This is a genomic window from bacterium, assembly GCA_026129405.1.
GTDB lineage: Bacteria > Desulfobacterota > Binatia > DP-6 > DP-6 > JAHCID01.
Map to the genome: position 1 here is coordinate 1,380,918 of JAHCID010000001.1, position 24,318 is coordinate 1,405,235.

Sequence of the window (24,318 nt, forward strand, 5' to 3'; positions counted from 1 at the left end):
GAGCCGGAGCCATGCCGTCCGACCCGCACCCGATGGTGACGACCGACCCGGGCACCGCCAAGCCCGACTTCTTCGGCCCTGCGGCCCCGATCACCGACGACGTCTTCATCCATCCCGCGTTCATCAACACGTACGCGCTGCGGACGCCGGACGGCCTCGTGCTGATCGACCCCGGCTTCGGCCACAACAGCGACCGCCTGCAGCGCAAGCTGCGCGCCTGGAGCGCCGCGCCGCTGCACACGGCGGTCTATACCCACGGCCACGCCGACCACGCCTTCGGGCTGCGCGCCTTCCTGCAGGCGGGCGAGCGTCCCGAGATCGTGGCGCAGGAGAACTGCGTCGCCCGCTTCCATCGCTACCGGCTCATGCACGGGCAGAACGCGCGCATCAACCAGCGGCAGTTCAGCCTCCCCGGGCCGATGTTCCCGCAGGAGTTCGACTGGCCGACGCTGCTGGTGCGCGACCGCATGGGCCAGCGCCTCGGCGACCTCGACGTGACCTATCACGCCGCCCGCGGCGAGACCGACGACCATCTGTGGGTGTGGGTCGAGCAGGGCCGCTATCTCTTCACCGGCGACCTGGTCATCTGGCAGGCGCCGAACTGCGGCAATCCGCAGAAGGTGCAGCGCTACCCCGAGGAGTGGGCCGACGCGCTCGAGGCGATGGCCGGCCTCGAGGCCGAGTGGCTGTTCCCCGGCCACGGCCTCGTCGTGCACGGCCGCGCCGCCGTCCGCCAGCTGCTGACCGAGACGGCGCGCTACCTCCGCGTCATCGTCGACCAGGTGCGCGAGCGCCTGAACCTCGGCGAGACGGCCGACGAGATCGTCCACGCCGTCGAGCCCGACCCGGAGCTGGCGACGCGCCCGTTCCTGCGCGCGACCTACGACCACCCGAAGTTCATCGTGCGCAACCTGCTGCGGCTGTGGGGCGGGTGGTGGAACGGCGTCGCGTCCGACCTGCTGCCGGCGCCGCTGGCGGCGCAGGCGGGCGTCATCGCGGAGCTGGCGGGCGGCACGGGTGCGATCGTCGCGCGCGGCCGGGCGTTCCTCGCGGCGGGCGACGCGACCATGGCCGCGCACTGCGCCGAGTGGGCGACGCAGGCGTCGCCGTCGGATGCCGAGGCACAGGCGCTGAAGCGCGACGTCTACCGCAAGCTCACCGACGACGCCGAGGCGCTGATGGCGCGCGGCATCTACCGCGCCGCGATGCAGGACGCGCAGCGGGCGCTGGGCGAGGAGCCGGCGATGGAGCTCGACGGCGGGATGAGCGTGCTCGGCGGCCGGCGGCACTGAGCGCGGCTCACCGCCGCCGACGACGGCGAGTCGGCGCAGCCGGGGTGCGAACCGCGCGTCAGTCCGGGCCCTGGAACGCGTCGAGCATCGACAGCACGAAGCACGCGTCGTCGAGTGCGGCCTGCGCCTCGTCGCGGGTGTATTCGTCGGTCGGGATGAATTCGTCGTCACCGTAGAAGGCGAACTCGCGCTCCTGTCGCAGTCGATACGAGATCTCGGCCGGGCGCTCGGCGGCCGCAGCGACCGAAGCCGGCAGCCGCTCCCGGTGCTCGAGGACGAGTGGACCGACGTCGTGCCACTTGGGCGGCTCGAGGCCGATGAAGCGCAGCATTCCCTTCAGCGCCGGCTCCACGAGCTCCTGCGCCTCGCACACGACGTCGGAGTAGGCCTCGTCCTCGAGCAGCACGCGCAGCGCGCGCAGGCGCTTCCGCGCCTTGTCGAAGCAGCTGTGGGCGAGCGAGAGGCTCGTCATATCCGCACGATGTCGCCGCGGCGAAAATCGGGCTTCAAGTCCCAATACCACTGCGTGCCGCGCCAGATGCGGCGGGCGCCGGCGCGCGCGAGCCGGGTGCGCAGCGCGGCGAGGGCCGTCGCCAGCAGGCCGTCCCTGTCCACCAGCATCACGGCATCTTCGGTGAGGTCGAGCATGAGCGGGGTCGCGATCACGGCCTCGTCCGGCGTGCGGAGCAGGGGCGCGAGACGTGTGTGCACCCCGCGACGAGCCAGATCCCGAAGCGCGGCAGCGAGGTGCTGCTCGACGGCGTCGAACGTCCGCAGGCGTGCCCGTCGCGACGGGGGCAGACCGTCGACGACGACGAAGAGGTCGAGATCCGAGTCCGGCCGCGCCGAGCCGCGCGCCACGGAGCCGAAGACCGCCACCGACGCAAGCCGCGCGCCGTAGGTCTGATCCAGCGCCTCGACCACCCTGCGGAGAAACGGATGGCCGACGGTGAGCGTCTCCGGCACGAGCGATCGATACCACCGCCCCCGGGCGGGTACAGCGAAGGTCTTTGGGGAGCCCGACCGGCGCGGCCACCGTGGGTGCGCGGTTCAGCGCGGCAGGCGCTCCTGCGCCACATCCCGCAGCAGGGGATGAGCGTGCCGGGTACGGTCACGCCACTGCGTCGGCATCCGCGACGCGATCGTGCCGGCGCGTGCCCGCCGAAGCGTATCCGACGGCCTCGCCGGCGGCCCACGCGGCGAGCGCGAGGAGGAGCAGCGGCGTCGATCGGACGAGGGGGCCGTGCAGCGCACGAACGGGTCGGACGAGTCGGGCGATCCGTGCCCAGAGGAGAAGCGGAAGCAACGGCGCGAGAACGACATAGAGCGCCCGCCGTCCGATCGAGAACCGCCGCTCGGCCACGCGCATGCGGGCGAAGTCGCGTCCGTGGCGGATCTTCTTGGCGAGGAGGACTCCGAGGCGATCGGGGTTGACGTGCGCCACCTCGATGCTCGGGTCGAAGCGACGGCGGACGCCCGCTTGCGCAAGGCGCCAGTGGAACGCCGTGTCCGACGAGTACCCCCGCATGGCGAACGGTCCGTGTGCGGTGAACACCCAGCGGTGGATCGCGAGGCAGCTCGTCGGGATCTCGACCACGTCCGCCGCGGGTCGTCCGGGGGCCCACGCCGCGCACTCGAGCAGCCACGCCGCCCACCCGATACGAGACTCGGGATTGGCGTTCGCGATCGCTCCGCCGACGACGGCATCGCCCCGTGTCTGCGCGGCGAGGATCCGGTCCAGCCAATCGTGCCGCACCGGTACGCATCGCCAGGTTGCTCGACGGCAGGAAGTCGTGGCGGGCCAGGTGGTCCACGATGAGCGTGGTCGCCGTGGCGTAGCCGTTGTCCGTCAGGGCGTTGCGTGTCGGGCCGCCCCACGCGGCCTCGGGGTGACGTGCCGCCGCCCCGAGGAGCGCGTCGATCCACCCGGGAGCGGGAGCGCAATCGTCGTCCGTGAAGGCCAGCACGTCGCCCCGGGCCGACGCTGCCCCCGCGTTGCGCGCCGCGGCCGGGCCAGCATGCGCCGTCCTGAGGCACCGCACGGACGATCGCTGGGCGAAGTCGTGCACGATCGGCGCCGCCGGTAGCGTCCCGCCGTCGTCCACGACGATGATCTCGAAGCGGTCAGGCGCGCGGGTCTGGCGCGCCAGCGCCGCGAGGCATCGTCCCAGGTGATCCGGGCGATCGTGGGTCGGGACGACTATCGAGACGAAGGGCGTCACGGCGCCGGACGGACGACAGGCGATGAGGGTGGGCTATCCTGCGGTTCGAAGCGGATCGTTACTCCGCATCGGAGGAATCGCTCGGCCTCGTCGGTGCCAACACGGAGCGCGCAGCCGTTCATTCGGAGGAGCACGGCGGGTGCGGCGACCGCGACGCGCTCGTTACCGTCGAGGGAGGCGTGGTTGCCCGCGAGGCTCTGCATCAGCGCCGCAGCCTGCTCCGAGAGGGATGCGTAGTAGCCGCACCGCGGGCGTGCGAGCGCGCTCTCGAGCAGACCCGGATCGCGCACCCCATTCGTGCTCCCCGAACCGCTGGAGCAATTGCTGGTGGAGCTCGACCACTTCCTCCAGCGTGAGGAGCAGCGTCTCTCGAGCCCGGCGGCAGCCACCCCGGCTACCAGGTCATGACGGGTCAAGCCGCGTCAAGACGCTCCAGGTCCGCGTCGCGCAGCGCGCATGAGTGGGCTCATGTGGTCGAGGCCCAGGTGCCCGCGACACCAGTCGGGCTTCGGGGTCTTCCTGACGGATCGCGAGCACGACGCGACGTCTGAACCGGCGCGCGAGCGTCGCCTGTACATTCTGCAATCCGCTGCATGCGCCGGGGTCCCGGTGGCCGTCGCCTCGCCTGGTTCCGTGCGCCCGGGTTGCGCCCCCGCTGCCGGCACGCGACGTGCAGCTCTCCTACGCCATCGCGTATGCCCCCTCACCATCGCCATCGCATCCTGCTCGTCGAGGACCAGGACGACCTGCGCCGCGCGGTCGTCGAGCTGCTGCGTCTGGACGGCCACGAGGTGACGGCGGTCGCCGACGGGCAGGATGCACTGGCGGCGCTGCGGGCTGGCGGCCGACCGTGCGTCGTCCTGCTGGATCTCCAGCTGCCCGACATGTCGGGGCGCGAGGTCCGCGCCCGGCAGCTGCGCGACCCGAGGCTCGCCGCCGTTCCCACGGTCGCGCTGTCCGGCCACGGCGGCATCGCGCAGCAGGCACATGCCATGGGGATGGTCGACTACCTCACCAAGCCGGCCGGGCTTCGCCTTCTCGAGCGTGCGCACCGCCTTCTTCAGCTGCTTCGGCTTGCGGTGGAAGACGCGCATGTTGCGCACCTGGGCGCCTTCGAGGAGGCAGCGGAAGTCGGCTTCCGTGGCTGCGAAGTCCTTCGCGCCGGCGAGCGCGGCGCAGCAGGCGAGGGCGGCCAATACGGCGACGATGCGCATGGCAGCGGCTCATCCCGCGGACGGGTTCCCGGCGCAAGGCCGGCGCCGCGTGCCGGCGGTCGCCCGTCAGCGCGCGCGGTAGCGCACGACGCCGTCGTCGTCGCTGCGCAGCGCGCGGCCCTCGAAGCGCAGCAGCTCGAGGTGCGCGAGCGTCTCGGACGTGGCGGCCGTCACCTGGAAGCGGTTGTCGGGGCTGATCGCGAAGGCGTCGAGGGCGACCTCGTAGGGCGTCATCGGGCGCTTGCGCAGCAGCTCGAGCATCGCGAGCTTGCGCACGCGGTGGAAGTCGATGAGCTGCACGGCGCGGCGGTGGGCGTCCTCGTAGACGCCGCCGTGCGCGGGGCAGACGAGGCGCACGTCGAGCCGCTTGATCTTCTCGTGCGAGGCGAGGAAGTCGCCGAGCGGGTTCTCCGGGCCGCCGGGCTGGATGCCGACGTGGGGCGTGATCTTCGGCAGCAGGTGGTCGCCGACGAAGAGCACGCGGTCGGGCTGCAGCAGCAGCACGCAGTGGCCCGGCGTGTGGCCGGGCGTCCAGACGACGTCGAACCAGCGGCCGCCGAGCGCCAGCTCGTCGCCGTCGGCGAGCAGCTGATCGGGCACGGCCGGGCAGTAGAGATTGCCGACGATCGTGCGCATGCCGGGCATGCGCTTCTCGGGCGGCACCTCGGGCACGCCGACGCGGCGGAACCACCCGGCGTCCTCGCCCGTGTGGTGCGCGGCCGCGGCGGCGCGTTCGGCTTCGAGCGGGTGCAGCCAGATCTCCGCGCCGGTGCGCTCGCGCAGCGGACCCGAGGTGCCGAAGTGGTCCATGTGATGGTGCGTGCAGACGATGCGCGCGAGGTCGCGGAAGCCGATGCCGACGCCGGCGAGCGCGCCCTCGAGCGCCCGCAGGCTGTCGCCGGTGTGCATGCCGGTGTCGACGAGCGTCCAGCCGAGCTCGCCGCGCACCAGCCAGACGTTGACGATGGTGGGCCGCATCGGCAGCGGCAGGCACACCTGCCAGACGCCGTCCGCCACCTCGCGCGTCCTCGCCGCCTCCGGCGTGCTCACTCGTGCATCTGCTCCTGGACCGCGAAGTTGACCCGCACGCGCACGCGCCAGGCCATCACGCCGCCGTCCTCGACCACGGCGGTGATCCTGTCGATCTCGATCTCGGGTCGGATGCCCTTGATCGTCTGGAAGGCGCGCGACACCGCGAGGCCGACGGCGTCCTCGATGGAGTTGGTGGACGTGCCGGTGAGCTCGATCGTCTTCTCGACCATGGGCGACCTCCGCGCGCATGGTGCGCTGGATCGCTCCCGCGAGGCAAGCTAGAGACGCCCCCCATGGAGCCGCTGATCGGAGTGGTGGCGGTCGCTGCGGCGGCCGGTCTCGTGGTCGGAGCCCTGGTCTCGTGGGTGCTGGCGCGCCCGCGCGCCGTCGAGGCGACGGCGCGCCTCGACGAGAGCGCCAAGCGGGTCGCGGCCCTGGAAGAGGCGCTCGGCGCCACCCGCCTGCGCCTCGAAGAGGCCGACAAGCAGCGGGCGTGGGTCGAGGCCGACCTGCAGCACGAGCGCCGCGCCGCGAGCGAGAAGCTCGCGGTCGTGGCCGAGGCCGAGAAGCGCCTGCGCGACGCCTTCCAGACCCTGTCGTCGGAGGCCCTGCGCCAGAACAACCAGACCTTCCTCGAGATCGCACGCGCGCAGCTCGGCGAGTTCCAGCAGGGCGCCAAGGGCGACCTCGAGACGCGCCAGCAGGCGATCCAGGCGCTCCTCGCGCCCATGGCCGAGCAGCTGACCCGCATGGACCAGGGCCTGCGCCAGGTCGAGACCAACCACGGCTCGATCAACGAGCGCGTGAAGGCGCTGCAGGAGGCGGAGCAGCGCCTCCTCGCCGAGACCTCGGCGCTGTCGATGGCGCTGCGCGCACCGGGCGTGCGCGGCCGCTGGGGCGAGGTGCAGCTGCGCCGCGTGGTCGAGCTGGCGGGCATGCTCGAGCACTGCGACTTCGAGGAGCAGGTCACGACCGACGGCGACGAGGGCAAGCTGCGCCCCGATCTCGTCGTGCGGCTCCCCGGCGGCCACAACATCGTCATCGACGCCAAGGCGGTGATGCGCGCCTACGTCGACGCGGAGTTCGCCACCGACCCGCAGCAGCGCGACGCGCTGCTCGCCGAGCACGCCCGCCTGGTGCGCGAGCACCTGACCAAGCTGGCCTCGAAGGGCTACCGCAACCAGTTCCAGCCGACGCCCGAGTTCGTGGTCATGTTCCTTCCGGGCGAGAACTTCTTCCGCGCCGCCATCGAGCGCGACCCCAAGCTGATCGACCGCGGCATCGCCCAGCGCGTCATCCTGGCGAGCCCGCTGAACCTGATCGCGCTCCTCTGGGGCGTCGCGCAGGCGTGGCGCGAGCAGCAGATCGCCGAGACCGCGCAGGAGGTCTGCGCCAACGGCCGCGAGCTCTACAAGCGCATCGGCAAGCTGGCCGAGCACTTCGACAACCTGCGCCGCAGCCTGGTGCGCGCCGTCGACTGCTACAACGACGCCGTCGGCTCGCTCGACCGCCGCGTCCTGCCGGCGGCACGCCGCTTCAAGGAGCTGGGCGCCGGCACGACCGACGATCTCGTCGATCTGGAGCCGATCGACCGCGTCCCCGAAGCGGTGCAGGCGCCGGAGCTGCTGCCGCTGTTCGACCCGAGCCTGCGCGCGGACGACGACGAGGTGCCGCGCGCCGAGGCGCCGCCGCTGCGCATCGGGTGACGGCGGCGGCGCGCTCAGCGCTGGCGCGTCGTCGACTGGAGCCAATGCTCGACGTCGGCGACGAAGGCGTCGAAGTCGCCGAGCCGCGCGAGGCCGGCGACGACCCGCTCCAGATCGACGTCGGCGTAGTCGTGCACGAGGACGTTGCGAAAGCCCGCGAGACCTTCCAGGGCTCTGGCCGTCGCGTCGGTCAGAACGCCGCGGGCTGCGAGGCGGCGCGGAATGTCGCGATACTCATCCGCAGTTTCGCGGAACTCCGCCGCGAGAACGTGTGCGCCCGCATCGAACAGCGCTTCGGCGGCCACTTGCAGTCCGCGCTCCACCGCCCACCGCAGCCGCCGATCCTTCTCGAGCGCATCCACCGTCGTCGGGCTCCACGTGCGGAGATGCCCGACCGTCTCGTCGATCTCGAGGAGCTTGCGGCGGACGACGTCAGGCTCGACGGTCATGGTGCGCCCGTGCCCGCTCGCCGAGATAGCGGTGCTGGATGCTCCGGAGATGCCTGGTGTCGAGGAACCTCATCACCGTGCGCGTCTCGAAGGACGCCTGCGTGCTCCGATCGCGGCTCACGAGGCACGTGCCCCTGGCGACGACCTGGTGCGCCAACAGCGGAGGCGCCTTCGACAGGTCGACAAGATCGACCGGGCGGCCAGCCGCCGCGGACAGCCGCTCCGAAAGACGGTCCAGTCTCCCGGAATCGATGCGATCGGCGAACAGCACCGCGACGTCGAGATCGCTCGAGGCCGAATCACGCCCGGTCGCTACGGAGCCGAACACGTACGCGAGCCGGAGGTCCGGAAGCCCCTCGAGGACGCGTCGGACATCGTCGACCGCGGGCATGCCGCGAGTATACGCGCGGCCGCGCCGGGATGGGAACCGCGGCAGATCGTCACCAGCGCGAGCGCGACTCCTCCGCGAACCCCTGAACCCCCTCGAGGCGCAGCGGCGCTCCGCCGTCCGGCACCACGGTGCCGCTCCACGTGCCGAACACCTGGTGCACCTCGGTGGCGAGGACGATCGCCTGGGCCTTCGAATGCCGGTCGTAGCGCGGCGTCAGCGTCAGATCCAGCGCGCCGCCCGGCGCGCGCACGCGCCAGGGCTGCATCGGCCGCTCCCAGTCGTACTCCCAGACCAGCTCCTCGCCGATCTTCGTGAGCCGCCCGTCGACGATGAGCCCGTTCTCGGTCGCTCCGGTGCCCTCGGTCCACTTGCCGCCGACCTGGATGCCGACCACCGGGCCTTCGACGGCGCGGCCGGCGCCGCCGCCCCAGTTCCAGCGCGTGCGGTACGGCCAGCGGCCGCGGCCGACGTCGAGCACGCCCCAGGCGCCGTCGAGCGCATGCACGGCGTCGCCGAGGCGCAGCGTTCCCGTCACCGGGCGTGCCTGGTGCTTCGAGGTGAACTGGAAGCGGCGCTCGCTCCACGGGATGACGACGTTCAGCGACTCGTGGCCCGGCGGCAGCGCGACGTAGGCGTCGAGGGCAGCGGGGCGGCCGTCGCGCTCGCGCCAGCGCGCGTGCAGCGTCGTGCCGGTCCGCTCGTCGGTGAGCGCCAGCTCGAGGCCGCGGCCGCGCCAGCAGAGCGGCGCCGTGCCGGGCACGTCGGGCAGGGCGATGCCGCGTGCGAGCGGGCTCGCGATCTCGCGACCGCCGGAGGCGCCGGTCGCGAGGTTCGCCCAGGTGACGCCTGCCAGACCGAGGTAGTCGACGTCGGCGTAGACGATGCCGACGACCACGTCGCCGGCGAGGATCGCCCAGTAGTCCCAGCGCTTGGTGCGGCCCCAGACGCCGCGCAGGTTGGCGCGATGGAGCGGGCGTCGCGACCAGCCGACGGCCGCGGGGCTCAGCGCGCCGCCGCCCGGCGTGCAGAGGTCGACGGGCGCCGTCAGCTCGCGCTCGTGCGTCGCCATCAGGGAGCCGTGGCGGCGAGGCGCGCGAGCAGTGGGGCGTCGGTGGGAAAGGCGAGCGGCGGCGGCGTCGCGGGGTCGAACCACTGCGCGTCGACGGCGTCGTCGCCGGCCGTCGGCTCGGCCGCCGGGTCGCGGCGCTCGGCCGCGTACCAGAGACCCACCGACGGGCGGCGCGGGTCGTGGAAGTTCGGCGCCACCTGCAGGATCTCGCCGACGATCACGTCGAGCCCCGACTCCTCGAGCGCCTCGCGTGCCGCGCCTGCGCGCGGATCCTCGCCCCACTCGACGTAGCCGCACGGGAAGCACCACTTGCCGGCGCCGAACTGCGCCGGGCCGCGTTGCACGAGCAGCACGCGGCCGGCGGTGTCGCGCACGACCACCGCCGCGCCGACGCCCATGTTGGCGAAGTGGACGAAGCCGCAGGCGGGACACGTCGGCCGCGGCCGCCCGCCGCGGACGGGGAACGCCAGCGCGGTACGGCAGCGCGGGCACCACCGCCAGTCGGTCCCGGGCGGGTCGATCATCCGAGGTGTGCACCGCCGTCGGCGTAGAGGACATGGCCGGTGAGGAAGCGCGACTCGTCGGCGGCGAGGAAGAGGGCTATCGGGGCGATGTCGAGCTCGGGGTCGCCGAGACGACCGATCGGGCGCTCGGCCATGAGGCGCGCGAAGCGCTCGGGGTCGCGCTGCTGGAAGTCCAGGCCGCGCTTCGAGAGCGCGGCGGGGCAGACGAGGTTCGCGGTGATGCCGAGCGGCCCCCACTCGCGTGCGGCGACGCGGGTGAGCGACGCGATGCCGCCCTTCGCCGCGGCGTAGTCGCCGAGCCCGGCGTGGCCGGCGTCGGCGGCGAGCGAGCCGACGTTGACGATGCGGCCCCAGCCGCGCGCGGCCATGTGCGGCTTGGCAGCGCACATCGCCCACCACGTGCCCTCGACGCCCGTGCGCCACGACATCGCGAACTGCGCGTCGGGAATCGCATCGAGGGCCGCGCGCGGGCCGAAGCCGTGGGCGTTGTTGACCAGCACGTCGACGCTGCCCCAGCGCGCGGCCGTCGCCTCGATCATGGCGAAGACGTCGTCGCGCACGCCGACGTCGCAGGGCACGGCGATCGCGTCGCCGCCCTCCGCGCGGATGTCCGCCGCGGTGCGCTCGGCGCGATGGACCTTCAGCTCGGCGATCGTGACCCTCGCCCCTTCGCGCGCGAACACCAGCGCGACGCCGCGGCCGATCCCCTGGCCGGCGCCGGTGACGACGGCGACCTTCCCGTCGAGCCGGCCCACCGGCGTCTACGCCGCGGCCGGGCCGCGCAGCGCGCCCGGCTCGTCGAGCCAGCGGTTCAGCGCCCAGGTCCGCATCTCGTTGGTGAGGATGGTGTGCTGCACGGCGCGGCGCACGCGGCGCTGCACGTACTCGGTGAGGCACACGCGCTGCATTAGCTCGAGCGCCTTGTCGCCGTGCTCCTCCTCGGCATAGGCGTGCACCTCGAGGTTGCGCACCTTGATGCCGTAGTGCTTCAGCATGCCGGTGTAGAGCGTGGCGGCGTAGCCGCTCATGCCGGCGGCGCGCTCGCGCGCGTAGCCGAGGGCGGCGAGCGCCTCTTCGTACGAGCGGCGGCAGTAGTAGTTCAGCGTGAACACCGAGCCGATCGTCTCCGGCATGGGCACGTACGCCTTCAGCTCCGCGTCCTTGATGCCGAGCGCGCGCGTGTACTCGATCTTCATCTGCACGTGGTTCGGGTCGCGCAGGTAGCCGGTCTCGTCGGCGAAGTTCTGGGCCCAGTGGTGGTAATGCTCCGAGTCCTCGAGCGAGAAGGCGTCGGTGTCGGGCGCGTTGGCGATGAGCAGCGGGAACTCCGGCGTCATCCAAGCGCCGAGGTAGTAGAGCTCCATCGCGTAGCGTTTCACGATGCCGAGGCTCGCGGTGCCGTTGCCGATCGCCGGAACCACCCGGTTCTGCGTGTACGGGCTGTGCAGCTTGATGAAGGCGTCGAGCTCCTTCAGGAACGCCTTCACCGGCATGGCGCGGTCGGCGTGCGTGCTGCGCTTGATGACGTTCTTGAAGCGGCCCTTCGTCGGCTTACCCATGCGGGGGTTCTAGGAACTCCGCCGCGCGGGCGTCAAGCCGAACGGGGTGGCGCACGGTTGCCCGGCGCGTCGCGTCCATGGGAAGGACGCGGGCGATGGCCCTGCCGCTCGACGGCCTGCGCATCCTGGCGTTCACCCAGCTCGGGGCCGGTCCCTACGGCCTCCAGTTCCTGGCCGACCTCGGCGCCGAGGTGATCAAGGTCGAGGATCCGACCACGGGCGGCGACGAGGCGCGGCGGGTCCCGCCATACGCCGACGCCGCGGCGAACGACGGCGCCTACTACCAGGCCTTCAACCGCAACACGCGTAGCCTGACGCTGAACCTGCGTGCGCCCGAGGGCCGCGACCTGCTCCACCGCGTCGTCGCGCGCGTCGACGCCGTCTTCAACAACCTGCGCGGCGACCTGCCGGCGAAGCTCGGGCTCGACTACGCGGCGCTGCGCGCCGTCAATCCGCGGGTGGTGTGCTGTGCGCTCACCGGCTTCGGCCGCACGGGTCCGCGCGCCGGCGAGCCGGCGTACGACTACCTCCTCCAGGCCTACGCCGGCTTCATGGCGCTGACGGGCGAGCCCGACGCGCCGCCGACCAAGTGCGGCGTATCCGTCGTCGACTTCACGGGCGGGACGCTGGGCGCGCTGGCGCTGATGATCGGGCTCCATCGCGCGCAGGCGACGGGGCAGGGCGGCGACGTCGACGTCGCGCTGCTCGATGCCGCGCTGGCGATGCTGAACTACATGGGGAGCTGGAGCCTGACCCACGGCTGGACGCCGCAGCGGCATCGCCTGGGACAGCACCAGAGCCTCGTCCCGAGCCAGACGCTTCCGACCGCCGACGGCTGGCTCGTCGTCATGATCATGAAGGAGAAGTTCTGGACGCGGCTGTGCGGGCTCCTCGAGCGGCCGGAGCTGGCGGCCGATCCGCGCTTCCGCACCTTCGCCGATCGGCTCGCGCACCGCGACGTGCTCGTGCCGATGGTCGAGGCCGTGTTCCGCACGCGCACGACGGCGGCATGGCTGGAGCGGCTGCGCGGGCAGGTGCCGGTCGCGCCGGTGTACGACGTCGCCGAGGCGCTCGCCGACGAGCAGGCCGTCGCGCGCGAGATGGTCGTCGCGCTGGAGCATCCGGTGCTCGGCACGCTCCGCCAGGTGGGCTGCCCCATCAAGGTCGACGACGTCCGGCCGCGCTACGCACCCGGCGCCGCGCTCGGCGCCGACACCGACGCGTTGCTGGACGAGATCGGCGTCGACGCCGCCGCGCGTGCGGCGCTGCGCGCGCGCGGCGTCGTCTGACCGATCCTCAGCGCGACTCGATCGCGCGGTCGCCGTCGCGTCGGCGCGACGTCCAGTCGGCCGGCACGCCGACCACGTCGAGCACCAGGTCGACGAGCACCCAGCGCGCGACGACGCCGACCGCGACCGCTCCGATGCCGACGGCGAGCCACCACCACATCCAGGACATGAAACGAAACCTCCGATCTCCCCACTGCCAGCGTACGTGCGGTGTCCGCAGAGACAATGCGTCGCGTCGCCGTTCGGCGTGAATTCCGGACGGCATGCGCGTGACGCGGGCAGGGCCGCGCACGCGGATGCCCGCGGGGCGGGCATCCGACGCCCGTTCCACGGGCAGCGTCGGACTTCGTGACACGCCCGTGCAGCCCTGCCATGGTCGCGCGCGGGAGGATCCGGCCATGTCGCGACCCCGCTTCGAGTTCGACCAGTTCCTGTCCGATCCGTTCGGCACCCTGGAGCGCGCCCGCGAGACCGGCGGTCTCGTCGACCTGAACGATCAGACCACCGGCGTCGTGCACCACGAGACCGTGCGCGCGCTGCTTTCCGATTCCCGCCTGCGCGCCAACTTCCTCGACTTCCTCCGCACCTTCGGCGTCACCGAGGGGCCGTTCTTCGAGTGGATGAAGATCTCGCCGCTCAACCGCGACGGCGCCGACCACCAGCGCTTCCGCGCGCTCATGGCGCGCACGTTCACGCCGCGCAGCGTGGAGCGCCTGCGGCCGTACCTCCGCACCGCTGCGCACGAGCTGATCTCTGGCTTCGCGGCGCGCGGCACGTGCGACTTCGTCGCCGAGTTCGCCGACATCTACCCGTCGCTCGGCCTTTGCGAGCTGATCGGCGTGCCGCTCGAGGACCGCGACCGCTTCCGCGCCTGGGCGAACACGATCGGGCTCGGCTTCAGCCCGTTCGTCGGCCTCCACGTCGCCGCCGTCGACGCGGCGCTGACGGAGCTGCTGGCGTACACCGCCGCGCTCGCCACGCAGCGTCGCGCCGAGCCCAAGGACGACCTCGTGTCGCGCATCGCCGCCGCGGCGGCGGAGGACGGCTGGAGCGACTTCGAGGCGTCCGGCTTCATCGCCGGCCTCGTCTTCGCCGGCCACGACACCACGAAGAACCAGCTCGGCTGGACCATCGCGACGCTGGCCGAGCATCCCGACGTGTGGGACGCCGTCGGCAACGGAACGCGCACCGCGCAGGAGGTCGTCGAGGAGGTGCTGCGGCATCGCTCGGCGGTGACCGGCGTGGGGCGCACGGCCGTCGAAGCCGTGCCGGTCGGCGACGACGTCATCCAGCCCGGCGAGCAGGTGTTCTTCTCGGTGTGGAGTGCGAACCACGACGAGAAGGCGTTCCCCGCACCGGGGGAGGTCCGTATCGGGCAGTCGGCCGAGTCGGGGCACTTCGCGTTCGGCCACGGCGCGCACTTCTGCCTCGGCGCCGCGCTGGCGCGCGCGGAGCTGCAGGAGGCGCTGACCGCGTTGACCGCACGCATCACGTGTCCGGTGCTCGGTGCCGACGCCGCCTGGCGTCCGCCGGCGGGGATCAACGGCCCCGACCGCCTGCCGATCACCTTCACGGCCCGGCCCGTGCCGCAGCAGGCGGCAGAGGGGTGAGCCGATCGGACGCCGGCCCCGCCGGCGTCCACATCCCTCCGCACCGATGCGGCAACGCCTGCGCAGCGTGATCTACGACGCCGCGATCGTCGGCCTGACCGCCGGCTGGTATCGCGCCGTGCTGACGCGGCTGCCGGCCCGAAGCCGGCTCCTCGACGTCGGCATCGGCACGGCCGGCGCGCTGGTCGCCAACGCGACCCTGGTCGTCGCGCGCGACCTGCGTGTGACCGGCGTCGACATCGACGCCGACTACGTGCGGCGTGCCACCGCGGCGCTGGATCAGGCCGGTCTCGCGGACCGCGTCACGGCGCGCCTTGAGTCGATCCTCGACCATCGCGGCGGGCCGTACGACGCCGCGTACTTCAGCGCGAGCTTCATGCTGATGCCCGACCCGCCGGCGGTCCTGCGCCACGTCGTCTCGCTCCTGCGGCCGGGGGCGCCGCTCTTCTTCACGCAGACGTTCGAGCGCGAGCGCTCGCGCACCGCCGAGATCGTGAAGCCGCTCCTGCGCCTCGTGACCACGATCGACTTCGGCCGCGTCACCTACGAGGACGCGTTCCGCCGCGCGCTCGCCGACGGCGGCGTCGTGCTGGAGTCGATGGAGACCCTCAACGCGAGCCGCAAGCGTGCCGGCGTGCTCGCCGTGGCACGCGCGGCGGGCTGAGGCGCAGGCCGGCGGCATACCGCTGGCGTGCCGGGTCTGTCCCGGGTTACCGTGGACGTCGTGGGGCGGCGCTACGCGATTCTCGAGGACAACGACCGGGCCATCGCCGGACGCCTCGAGGCGTTGCGCACCTGTCTGCCGGCGCTGATCGCCGACCGCGTCTGTGCGGTCATGGTGATCGGCAGCGTGTCCGAGGGGCGGGCCCGCGACCACTCCGATCTCGACCTGTTGCTCGTGCTCCGCGCGGGGCTCCCGCGGCGGAGCGACTACACCTGGTGGGACGTCGTCGTGGCGCCACATCTTCCGGTTCCGGCGGCGGGTCCGAGCGGCTTTCCGATCGCGCCCGTGTTCGTCGGGCGCGGCGCGAAGTCTTCGGCGGAGCCGAACCTGCGGCGAGCCCTCGAGATCGGCATTCCGCTGTGGGATCCGGAGGGCTTCTTCCATGACGAATCCCGACCTCGGGCGTGACTACGTCCAGCGGGCGCGGAAGCGGCTTCGCGCGCTCGACGTCCTGCTGGGCGAAGAGGCCTTCGCCGACGTGGTGCGCGAGAGCCAGGAGGTCGTGGAGCTGGCCCTGAAGGGGCTGCTGCGGACCTTCGGGGTCGCGGTACCGTTCGTGCACGACGTCTCCGACGTGCTGCGCGGCAGCGAGGACGTCACGCCGTCCGACTTCTACGGACGTGCGGAGGCCGAGGCCGCGCACGGCATGGCGCACGAGGTGGTGGCCGGCGTCCTGCCTCACGCCGGCTGAAGGCGGAGCCCGCAAACGACGACGGGGATCCGGCGGCAGCGCCGGATCCCCGTCACGATCACACGCGCGCACGCGCGCCGGCTACCAGCCGAGGACGGCCTTCAGCTCGAGGAACTCCTCGAAGCCCGCCTCGCCCCACTCGCGGCCGTTGCCCGACTGCTTGTAGCCGCCGAAGCAGGCGGCGAAGTCGGGGCCGGCGCCGTTCAGGTGCACGTTGCCGGCGCGGATCTGCCTCGCGACCTCGCGGGCGCGCTCCTGGTTCCCCGATGAGACGTAGCCGGAGAGGCCGTAGGCGGTGTCGTTGGCGATCTCGATCGCCTGCTTCTCGTCGTCGTACGGCAGGATCGACAGCACCGGCCCGAATATCTCCTCGCGGGCGATGGTCATGTCGTTGCGCACGTCGCCGAAGATGGTCGGACGCACGAAGTAGCCGCGGCCGAGGCCCTCGGGGAGGCCGGGGCCGCCGGCGGCGAGCGTCGCGCCCTCCTCGATGCCCTTCTGGATGAGGCCCTGGATCTTGTCGAACTGCATCTTGCTGACGACCGGGCCCATCATCGTGCTGTCGCCGAACGGATCGCCGACGATGTACGACTCGGCGACGCTCTTCGCGATCGCGACCGCCTCGTCGTGCTGCTTGCGCGTGACCAGCATGCGCGTCGGCGCGTTGCACGACTGGCCGCTGTTCATGAGGACGGCGCGCACGCCGCCGGAGACGGCGCCCTCGAGGTCGACGTCGTCGAGGAGGATGTTCGGCGACTTGCCGCCCAGCTCCTGCGTGACGCGCTTCACGGTGGGCGCGGCGGCGATCGCCACCGCGGTGCCCGCGCGCGTCGAGCCGGTGAACGACACCATGTCGACGCCGGGGTGCGAGCTGATCGCCTCGCCGACGGTCGGGCCGTCGCCGTGCACCAGGTTGAAGACACCGGCGGGGACGCCGGCCTCGTGGAGGATCTCGGCGAAGAGGATGGCGTTGAGCGGCGCGATCTCGGACGGCTTCAGCACCATCGTGCAGCCGGCGGCGATGGCCGGGAACACCTTGCAGGCGATCTGGTTCACCGGCCAGTTCCACGGGGTGATGAAGCCGCACACGCCGATCGGCTCGCGGCGGAACATCGTGCTGCCCTTCTGGCGCTCGAACTGGTACTCGCGCAGCACGTCGAGGATGGTCGCGAGGTGGCCGAGCGGGGCGGCGGCCTGCGCGGCCTTCGCGAGGCCGAGCGGGGCGCCCATCTCCTTGGAGATCGTCTCGGCCATCTCGTCGTAGTGCGCCTGGTACGCTCCCATGATCTTCATGAGGAGGTCGAGACGCTCTTCACGCGTGGTCTGCGAGAAGCTCGGGAACGCACGCTTCGCGGCGGCCACCGCGTCGTCGACGTCGGCCTTGCTGCCGAGCGCGATGCTGGTGATCGTCTCTTCGGTGGCGGGGTTCAGGACGGGCAGCTCCTTGGGCGCCTTCGGGGCGACCCATTTCCCGTCGATGTAGAACTTGTGGGTTTCGCGCATCGGGAATCCTCCTCGGGGGCTTCGAGTCCGACAGCGGTCGTACGAGAGGCCGGCCACCGAGGCAACCGGGCGCGGGCGCCGCTATGCGTCGGAGTCGAGCCACCAGCGACGCGGGTCGATCTCGACGGCGTCGAAGGGGGGCACGCGGCTGATCGCGTCGCCGGGGAGGACGGTCTCGACCGTCCAGCGCTCGCCGTCCAGGCGGTAGACCTCGATGGTGTGCCCGAGGGGCTCGACCAGCCACAGGTGCCCGATGCCGGCCTTGGCGTACTTCGGCATCTTGCGGACCCGGTCGAGGCGGCCGCTCGACGGGGAGACGACCTCGCAGACCCAGTCCGGGGGAAGGTCGAACCAGGGAGCCAAGGGCATGACCGGCATGCGCTCGCGCCGCCACCCAGCGAGGTCGGGCACGAGGACGTCGGCGCCGAGGTGCAGCTCCGGCTCGTCGAGGATCCACCAGCCACCCGGCGCGCCCGGGCCCGCTTCGCTTCCGTCGAAGCGGTCGAACAGCACCGAGCCGATGCCGGAAGACGCCCGCGCGTGCGGCGAGGCGGGGCGGGGGCTCGTGATCAGCTCGCCGTCGAGGATCTCGGCGACCAGGTGCTCTGGCACCGCCATCAGATCTTCGTACGTCGCGGGCCGTCGTGCGTCGCCCATGTGACCGACCGTAGCATGCTCCATCGCCGTGCCTCCACCCGGTTCCCGGTAGACGGTGGGGCGAGCCGGCGACATCCCTGCGAGCGGAACACGTTGACCCTCGCCACCGCACCCGGGCACAACGCCCGCCGTGGACCTGACCTTCTCCCCCGCGGAGGAAGCCTTCCGCGCCGAGCTGCGCACCTGGCTCGACGCCAACGTCCCCGCCGACTGGCGCGCCGGCGAGCCGCCCGAGCTCGCGACCCTCGCCGACGAGGTGACGTTCCTGCGCGCCTGGCAGAAACGCCTCGCCGCGGGCGGCTGGGTCGGCATCCACTGGCCGCGCGACTACGGCGGCCGCGGCGCGACCGTGATCGAGAACTACCTGTTCCAGGAGGAGATCGCGGCGGCGCGGGCGCCGGAGATCATCAATCGCATCGGCGTGAACCTCGTCGGTCCGACGCTGATCGCGCACGGCACCGAGGCGCAGAAGCAGCGCTTCCTGCCGGCGATCCTCTCCGCCGACGAGCTGTGGTGCCAGCTCTTCTCCGAGCCCGGCGCCGGCTCCGACCTGACGGCGCTGCGCACGCGCGCCGAGCGGCGCGGCGACGGCTGGGTCGTCAGCGGCCAGAAGGTGTGGACCAGCTACGCGCAGTTCGCGCGCTGGGGCATCCTGCTCGCGCGCACCGATCCGGCGGCGGCGAAGGCGAAGGGCATCAGCTACTTCATCCTCGACATGGAGGCGCCGGGCGTCTCGGTGCGGCCGCTGCGCCAGATGACCGGCAGCGAGGAGTTCAACGAGGTCTTCCTCGAAGACGTGCTCATCCCCGCGGATCGCCTCGTCGGCCGCGAGCACGAGGGCTGGGCGATCGCCAACACGACGCTGGCGCACGAGCGCGGCACGTCGCCGCGCCAGCTCGTCATCCACCGCATGCTGCTGAACGATCTCCTGCGTCTGGCCCGCGAGCAGGACGCCGACCCCGTGCTGCGCCAGCGCATCGCGCAGCACTTCATCGAGGTCGAGATCACACGCCTCAACAACTGGCGCACGCTGACACGTCTCGCGCAGAAGCGGCCGCTCGGGCCGGAGTCGAGCTTCGTGAAGCTCTTCTGGAGCGAGATGAGCCAGCGCATGCACGAGACCGTGATGCAGCTGCTCGGCCCGCGCGGGCTCTGCTGGCAGCCCGGGCCGTACGCGGTCGCGAACGGGCGGCTGTCGCGCTCGTGGCTGTACTATCGCGCCGCGAGCCTGTTCGCCGGCTCGTCGGAGATCCAGCGCAACATCCTGGCCGAGCGCGTGCTGGGGCTGCCGCGCTCGCGGTGATCAGGACGCGTTGGACGCGACCATGAGCGGCGTCAGCACCGCGATGGTCGCGATGATGTAGGCGAGGAAGCCGAGCACGCAGACGCCGACGGCGCGGCCGGTGCTGGTGTAGTCGAGCGCCTGGCGCACGGCGACGACCGTGGCGGCGAGCTGCCAGATCGTCGCCACCAGCGCGATGATCGCGCCCAGCAGCGGGATGAAGCCCGCCGCCATGAGGATGCCCGGGGCGGCGGCGAAGCCGATGCAGCGCAGCACCTGGCCGAGGTCGGCGTCGGTGCTCGGCTCGGGCAGGATCATGGTGCCGACGACGAAGATGATGGCGGCCCAGATGAACCACCCGACCAGCGCGCCGACGACGCCGAGCAGGATCATGCCGACGCCGCCCTGTGCCGCGCCGATGCCCGAGCACAGCGCCGCGAGCGCGACCACCGCCATCGCCTGCCCGAGGGCCGTCGGATCCTTCTCGACGTCCTCGTACACCGCCGGATCGAGCCGCGCGGCCCCGATCGCCCGCTCCACCATCGACGCGCCCATCGTCCCTCCCCGGGCGGCCGGACCGGCGCCGCCACCTTGCGCGCGTGTCTCGCGTTCGACGCAGGCTGTCAAGGCGACGTCCGCTCTCGCCAGGAGCGCGCGGACGTGCTCCCCTGCCCGACGTGGCAGCGGAGCATCCCGCGCACGCGCGCTTCTCGCCGGCGACCCGGGCCTGGTTCGCCTCCGCGTTCGCGGCGCCGACGCCCGCGCAGACGCAGGCCTGGGCCGCGATCGCCGAGGGGGCGCATGTGCTCGTCAGCGCGCCGACCGGATCCGGCAAGACGCTGGCCGCCTTCCTCTGGGCGATCGATCGGCTGGCGGCGGCGCCCCCGACCCTGCCGGGTGTGCGGCTGCTGTACGTGTCGCCGCTGAAGGCGCTGGCGGTCGACATCGAGCAGAACCTGCGCACGCCGCTCGCCGGCATCCGCGGCGCGGCCACGCGGCTCGGACTGCCGGTGCCCGACCTCGGCGTCGGGCTGCGCACCGGCGACACCACCGCCGGCGAGCGCCGGCGCATGACGAAGGACGCGCCCGAGATACTCGTCACCACGCCGGAGTCGCTCTTCCTCCTCCTCACCTCGGCGGCGCGCGAGGTGCTGCGCGGTGTCGAGACGGTTATCGTCGACGAGGTGCACGCCGTCGCCGGCACCAAGCGCGGCAGCCACCTGGCGCTGAGCCTCGAGCGCCTCGACGCGCTCCTCGCGCAGCCGGCGCAGCGCATCGGCCTGTCGGCGACCGTGCGTCCGCTGGAGGAGGTGGCGCGCTACCTCGGCGGGGCCGCGCCGGTGGCGATCGTGCAGGCTCCGGTCGAGAAGCGCTTCGATCTCACCATCGAGGTGCCGGTCGAGGATCTCGCCGCGATGGGCCAGCCGATCGGCACGTCGAAGAGCGGCAGCGCCTCGGGCGCCGAGGAGCGTACGGGCATCTGGCCGCACGTGGAGGAGCGGCTGCTGGCGCTGATCCGTGCGCACCGCAGCACCATCGTCTTCGCCAACTCGCGCCGGCTCGCCGAGCGGCTGTCGGCGCGCCTCAACGAGCTGGCGGAGACGGAGGTCGCGCGCGCGCACCACGGCTCGGTCAGCCGCGAGCAGCGGCTCCAGATCGAGGACGCGCTGCGCGCCGGGGCGCTGCCGTGCGTGGTGGCGACCTCGTCGCTGGAGCTGGGCATCGACATGGGAGCCGTCGACCTGGTCGTGCAGGTCGAGGCGCCGTCGTCCGTCGCGGCCGGTCTCCAGCGCATCGGCCGCGCCGGCCATCGGGTGGGGGCGACGAGCCGCGGCGTCTTCTTCCCGAAGTACCGCGGCGACCTCCTCGAGACGACGGTCGTCGTCGAGCGCATGCGCGCGGGCGCGATCGAGGCGCTGCGCTACCCGCGCAACCCGCTCGACGTGCTGGCGCAGCAGATCGTCGCGATGGTGGCGATGGACGACTGGACGGTCGATCGGCTGGAGGAGGTCGTGCGGCGCACGGCGCCGTTCGCCGAGCTGCCGCGCGCCGCCTACGAGGGCGTGCTCGACATGCTCGCGGGGCGCTATCCGTCCGAGGCGTTCGCCGAGCTGCGGCCGCGGCTCAACTGGGACCGCACCACGAACCGCCTGACGCCGCGGCCGAACGCGCAGCGCCTCGCGGTGACGTCCGGCGGCACGATCCCCGACCGCGGCCTCTACGGCGTCTTCCTCGCCGGCGAGCATCCGACCCGCGTGGGCGAGCTCGACGAGGAGATGGTGTTCGAGAGCCGTGTCGGCGAGGTGTTCCTGCTCGGCGCGTCGAGCTGGCGCATCGAGGACATCACCCACGACCGCGTACTGGTCTCGCCCGCGCCCGGCGAGCCGGGGAAGATGCCGTTCTGGCGCGGCGACGCCCCCGGGCGCGACGTCGAGCTGGGGCAGGGGATCGGCGCCTTCGTGCGCGAGCTGGCTGCACTGCCCGACGCCGCGCGCACGGCCCGGCTGCGCGCGGTCGGGCTCGACCGGCGCGCCGCCGGCAACCTCGCCCGCTACCTCGCCGAGCAGCGCGAGGCGACGGGCGTCCTGCCCGACGATCGCACGCTCGTCGTCGAGCGCTTCCGCGACGCCGTCGGCGACTGGCGTGTCTGCATCCACTCGTTCTTCGGCGCCCGCGTGCACGCGCCGTGGGCGCGGGCCATCGAGGCGCGCCTGCGCCAGCGTCTCGGCCTCCAGGTGCAATCGCTCTGGACCGACGACGGCATCGTCCTGCGCATCCCCGACGCCGACGACGTGCCGCCCGCCGACGCGATCCTCTTCGACCCCGAGGAGATCGACGACCTCGTCACCGCCGAGATCGCCGACTCGGCGCTGTTCGCGAGCCGCTTCCGCGAGTGCGCCGCCCGCGCGCTCCTGCTGCCGCGGCGCCGGCCGGGGGCGCGCACGCCGCTCTGGCAGCAGCGGCAGCGCAGCGCGCTGCTCCTCCAGCAGGCGAGCAAGCATCCGTCGTTCCCGATCGTGCTCGAGACCTATCGCGAGTGCCTCCAGGACGCCTTCGACCTGCCGGCCCTCCAGGCCCTGCTCGGCGCGGTGCGCAGCCGCGACGTGCGCGTGGTCGAGGTCGACACGCCGTTCCCGTCGCCGTTCGCGAGCGCGCTGCAGTTCTCCTACGTCAGCGTCTTCATGTACGAGGGCGACGCGCCGCTCGCCGAACGGCGTGCGCAGGCGCTGTCGCTCGACCGCGCGCTGCTCGCCGAGCTGCTCGGTCGCACCGAGCTGCGCGAGCTGCTCGACGACGACGCGCTCGCGGCGCTCGAGCTGGAGCTGCAGCGGCTCGACGCCGGGCACCGCGTCCGCGACCCCGACGACCTGCACGACGCGCTGCGGATGCTCGGCGACCTGTCCCGCGACGAGGTCGCGCCGCGGCTCCCCGATCCGGCGGCGGCCGACGCCATGCTGGCGGGGCTCGAGCGCGCGCATCGCGTGCTGCAGGTCCGCGTCGCCGGCGTGGCGCGCTGGATCGCGATCGAGGACGCCGCGCGCTACCGCGACGCGCTCGGCGTCGCCATGCCGCTCGGTGTACCGCGCGCGTTTCTCGAGCCGGTGGCGGCGCCGCTGGACGACCTCGTCGGCCGCTGGGCTCGCCGCCACGGCCCGTTCCGGTCCGCGGACGTGGCGGCCCGCTTCGGGCTCGGCGTCGCCGTGGCCGAGGAGGCGCTGCGCCGGCTGGAGGTGGAGGGCCGCGTCGTCGAGGGCGAGTTCCGCCCGGGCGGGAGCGGGCGCGAGTGGATCGACGTCGACGTGCTGCGCCGCCTGCGCCGGCGCTCGCTGGCCGTGCTGCACAAGGAGGTCGAGCCGGTCGCGCCCGAGCAGCTCACGCGCTTCGCGCTCGGCTGGCACGGCGTCCGCGCGCGGCCGCTCGGGATGCGGCCGGAGCGCCCGTCGCTCGACGCCGTGCTGCGCGCCGTCGAGCAGCTCCAGGGCGTGCCCATCCCGGCGTCGGCTCTGGAGACGCAGGTGCTGCCGGCCCGGTTGCCCGGCTACGCGCCGGTGCTGCTCGATCAGCTCGGTGCGGCGGGCGAGCTGGTCTGGGCCGGTGCCGGCGCGCTCGGGCACAACGACGGCTGGGTGGTCCTGGCGCTCGCCGACCGCGCCCCGGTGCTGCTGCCGCCGGCGCTGGAAGTCCCGCCGTCGCCGCTCGCGCCGCGCGTCCTCGAGGTGCTGGCCGGCGGCGGGGCGCTCTTCTTCCGCCAGATCGCGGCGGCGACGCGCAGCGAGGACGACGCCGAGGTCGTGCTCGCGCTCTGGGACCTCGTGTGGGCAGGGCTCGTGAGCAACGACACGCTCGCGCCGCTGCGCGCGTTCCTCCAGCGCCGGCGCACGAAGGCGCGGCCGGCGGGCGGCGGCCTGCGACGACGTCCGCCGCGCCTGACGCGCCTCGGACCACCCGCCGGGGCCGGACGCTGGAGCCTCGTGCCGGCGCGCGAGGCGGCGACCACGCGCCAGCTGCACGCGCAGGTCGAGCAGCTGCTGCTCCGCCACGGCGTGGTCACGCGCGGCGCGGTGCTCGCCGACCGCGTGCCGGGCGGCTTCGCCGCCGTGTATCCCGTGCTGAAGGCGATGGAGGAGGCGGGGCGCTGCCGCCGCGGCTACTTCGTCGAGGGCCTCGGTGGAGCGCAGTTCGCGCACGCCGGCGCCGTCGATCGGCTGCGCGCGGCGGCGTCAGAGCCGGGCCGTGCGCAGGTGCTGGCGGCGACCGATCCCGCGAGCCCGTGGGGCGCGGCGCTGCCCTGGCCCGAGCGCGGGCCGGAGGACGCCGGCCATCGGCCCGGCCGCAAGGCGGGCGCGTTCGTCGTCCTCGTCGACGGCCGCCTCGCGCTCTACGTCGAGCGCGGCGGGCGCACGCTGCTCTCGTACGCCGGCGACCCTGCCGTGGTGGAGCCGGCGGCCGAGGCGTTGGCCGAGGCCGCGCGCGCCGGCCTGCTCGGCCGCCTCGAGGTGCAGCGTGCCGACGGCGAGGCGGTGCTCGACACGCCGCTCGCGCGTGCGCTGGCGCAGGCCGGCTTCCACCCGACGCCGTGGGGGATGCGGGTACGTGCCTGAGG

The 24,318-nt window shown here is 73.1% G+C and carries 24 protein-coding genes and 2 pseudogenes; 10 read left to right on the forward strand and 16 right to left on the reverse strand.

All coding sequences use genetic code 11. The features are described from left to right. Positions 1-11: 11 nt before the first annotated feature. Positions 12-1,292 (forward strand): MBL fold metallo-hydrolase, encoded by a 1,281-nt coding sequence (locus tag KIT14_06325; protein MCW5890153.1) that lies wholly within the window; start codon positions 12-14, stop codon positions 1,290-1,292. A 58-nt stretch (positions 1,293-1,350) separates the two neighbouring features. Here the strand turns inward: KIT14_06325 and KIT14_06330 are convergent, their stop codons facing one another. The 4 genes and pseudogenes from KIT14_06330 to KIT14_06345 form a co-directional block, all read right to left on the reverse strand. Then, positions 1,351-1,764: a HEPN domain-containing protein gene (locus tag KIT14_06330; GenBank protein ID MCW5890154.1), complete on the reverse strand. Its 414-nt coding sequence runs from the start codon at positions 1,762-1,764 to the stop codon at positions 1,351-1,353. Beyond that, positions 1,761-2,258, reverse strand: a complete 498-nt coding sequence (locus KIT14_06335) for a nucleotidyltransferase domain-containing protein (protein ID MCW5890155.1) — start codon at positions 2,256-2,258, stop codon at positions 1,761-1,763. The genes KIT14_06330 and KIT14_06335 overlap by 4 nt, the downstream gene beginning before the upstream one ends. A 145-nt stretch (positions 2,259-2,403) precedes the next feature. Beyond that, positions 2,404-3,048, reverse strand: coding sequence for a hypothetical protein (locus KIT14_06340; protein ID MCW5890156.1), 645 nt, complete (start codon positions 3,046-3,048; stop codon positions 2,404-2,406). Positions 3,049-3,058: 10 nt separating this feature from the next. Next, positions 3,059-3,538 (reverse strand): annotated as a pseudogene (locus KIT14_06345) (glycosyltransferase family 2 protein). Between the two features lie 569 nt (positions 3,539-4,107). Here KIT14_06345 and KIT14_06350 point away from each other — a divergent pair. Further along, positions 4,108-4,557: pseudogene (locus KIT14_06350) on the forward strand (response regulator). A gap of 237 nt (positions 4,558-4,794) precedes the next feature. Here the strand turns inward: KIT14_06350 and KIT14_06355 are convergent. Together KIT14_06355 and KIT14_06360 are read right to left on the reverse strand one after the other, a co-directional pair. Continuing rightward, complete coding sequence (locus tag KIT14_06355; protein ID MCW5890157.1) at positions 4,795-5,778, reverse strand: MBL fold metallo-hydrolase; 984 nt, start codon at positions 5,776-5,778, stop codon at positions 4,795-4,797. Further along, on the reverse strand, positions 5,775-5,990 hold the full coding sequence (locus tag KIT14_06360; protein MCW5890158.1) for a dodecin domain-containing protein: 216 nt from the start codon (positions 5,988-5,990) through the stop codon (positions 5,775-5,777). The genes KIT14_06355 and KIT14_06360 overlap by 4 nt, the downstream gene beginning before the upstream one ends. 63 nt (positions 5,991-6,053) lie before the next feature. Between KIT14_06360 and rmuC the strand changes: the two genes are divergently transcribed. Further along, the gene (rmuC, locus tag KIT14_06365) at positions 6,054-7,466 is read left to right on the forward strand and encodes a DNA recombination protein RmuC (protein ID MCW5890159.1); all 1,413 of its coding nucleotides are present in this window, start codon (positions 6,054-6,056) and stop codon (positions 7,464-7,466) included. Positions 7,467-7,480: 14 nt separating this feature from the next. Here the strand turns inward: rmuC and KIT14_06370 are convergent, their stop codons facing one another. The 6 genes from KIT14_06370 to KIT14_06395 form a co-directional block, all read right to left on the reverse strand. Then, positions 7,481-7,828, reverse strand: coding sequence for a DUF86 domain-containing protein (locus tag KIT14_06370; GenBank protein MCW5890160.1), 348 nt, complete (start codon positions 7,826-7,828; stop codon positions 7,481-7,483). Between the two features lie 70 nt (positions 7,829-7,898). Continuing rightward, entirely contained in the window at positions 7,899-8,306 is a 408-nt protein-coding gene (locus KIT14_06375) for a nucleotidyltransferase domain-containing protein (GenBank protein ID MCW5890161.1), read from the reverse strand. A gap of 49 nt (positions 8,307-8,355) precedes the next feature. Next, positions 8,356-9,375: a DUF2804 domain-containing protein gene (locus tag KIT14_06380; GenBank protein ID MCW5890162.1), complete on the reverse strand. Its 1,020-nt coding sequence runs from the start codon at positions 9,373-9,375 to the stop codon at positions 8,356-8,358. Continuing rightward, entirely contained in the window at positions 9,375-9,899 is a 525-nt protein-coding gene (locus KIT14_06385) for an NUDIX domain-containing protein (protein MCW5890163.1), read from the reverse strand. Before KIT14_06385 ends, KIT14_06380 begins: the two co-directional genes overlap by 1 nt. After that, positions 9,896-10,654: an SDR family oxidoreductase gene (locus KIT14_06390; GenBank protein MCW5890164.1), complete on the reverse strand. Its 759-nt coding sequence runs from the start codon at positions 10,652-10,654 to the stop codon at positions 9,896-9,898. The genes KIT14_06385 and KIT14_06390 overlap by 4 nt, the downstream gene beginning before the upstream one ends. Positions 10,655-10,660: 6 nt before the next feature. Then, positions 10,661-11,458, reverse strand: a complete 798-nt coding sequence (locus KIT14_06395) for an iron-containing redox enzyme family protein (GenBank protein ID MCW5890165.1) — start codon at positions 11,456-11,458, stop codon at positions 10,661-10,663. 95 nt (positions 11,459-11,553) lie between these two features. Here KIT14_06395 and KIT14_06400 point away from each other — a divergent pair, with 95 nt between their 5' ends. Then, positions 11,554-12,747, forward strand: coding sequence for a CoA transferase (locus tag KIT14_06400; GenBank protein MCW5890166.1), 1,194 nt, complete (start codon positions 11,554-11,556; stop codon positions 12,745-12,747). A 7-nt stretch (positions 12,748-12,754) separates the two neighbouring features. Here the strand turns inward: KIT14_06400 and KIT14_06405 are convergent, their stop codons facing one another. After that, complete coding sequence (locus tag KIT14_06405) at positions 12,755-12,916, reverse strand: hypothetical protein (protein MCW5890167.1); 162 nt, start codon at positions 12,914-12,916, stop codon at positions 12,755-12,757. Between the two features lie 229 nt (positions 12,917-13,145). Here KIT14_06405 and KIT14_06410 point away from each other — a divergent pair, with 229 nt between their 5' ends. Genes KIT14_06410 through KIT14_06425 form a run of 4 tightly spaced genes read left to right on the forward strand, consistent with a single transcriptional unit; the run spans position 13,146 to position 15,772 of the window. Next, positions 13,146-14,357: a cytochrome P450 gene (locus KIT14_06410; GenBank protein ID MCW5890168.1), complete on the forward strand. Its 1,212-nt coding sequence runs from the start codon at positions 13,146-13,148 to the stop codon at positions 14,355-14,357. A gap of 58 nt (positions 14,358-14,415) precedes the next feature. Next, positions 14,416-15,021 (forward strand): class I SAM-dependent methyltransferase, encoded by a 606-nt coding sequence (locus tag KIT14_06415; GenBank protein ID MCW5890169.1) that lies wholly within the window; start codon positions 14,416-14,418, stop codon positions 15,019-15,021. Between the two features lie 60 nt (positions 15,022-15,081). Next, a complete protein-coding gene (locus KIT14_06420; protein ID MCW5890170.1) occupies positions 15,082-15,489 on the forward strand; it encodes a hypothetical protein in 408 nt (135 codons plus the stop codon). After that, entirely contained in the window at positions 15,464-15,772 is a 309-nt protein-coding gene (locus KIT14_06425; GenBank protein MCW5890171.1) for a HEPN domain-containing protein, read from the forward strand. Before KIT14_06420 ends, KIT14_06425 begins: the two co-directional genes overlap by 26 nt. 81 nt (positions 15,773-15,853) lie before the next feature. On the opposite strand, the gene KIT14_06430 is transcribed toward KIT14_06425, so the two are convergent. Continuing rightward, positions 15,854-17,275: an aldehyde dehydrogenase family protein gene (locus tag KIT14_06430; protein ID MCW5890172.1), complete on the reverse strand. Its 1,422-nt coding sequence runs from the start codon at positions 17,273-17,275 to the stop codon at positions 15,854-15,856. 81 nt (positions 17,276-17,356) lie between these two features. After that, on the reverse strand, positions 17,357-17,932 hold the full coding sequence (locus KIT14_06435) for a Uma2 family endonuclease (GenBank protein ID MCW5890173.1): 576 nt from the start codon (positions 17,930-17,932) through the stop codon (positions 17,357-17,359). Between the two features lie 130 nt (positions 17,933-18,062). Between KIT14_06435 and KIT14_06440 the strand changes: the two genes are divergently transcribed. Further along, positions 18,063-19,235, forward strand: a complete 1,173-nt coding sequence (locus tag KIT14_06440; GenBank protein ID MCW5890174.1) for an acyl-CoA dehydrogenase family protein — start codon at positions 18,063-18,065, stop codon at positions 19,233-19,235. On the opposite strand, the gene KIT14_06445 is transcribed toward KIT14_06440, so the two are convergent. Continuing rightward, positions 19,236-19,769: a YIP1 family protein gene (locus KIT14_06445; protein MCW5890175.1), complete on the reverse strand. Its 534-nt coding sequence runs from the start codon at positions 19,767-19,769 to the stop codon at positions 19,236-19,238. 122 nt (positions 19,770-19,891) lie between these two features. Here KIT14_06445 and KIT14_06450 point away from each other — a divergent pair, with 122 nt between their 5' ends. Next, complete coding sequence (locus KIT14_06450; protein MCW5890176.1) at positions 19,892-24,316, forward strand: DEAD/DEAH box helicase; 4,425 nt, start codon at positions 19,892-19,894, stop codon at positions 24,314-24,316. Positions 24,317-24,318: the final 2 nt, after the last annotated feature.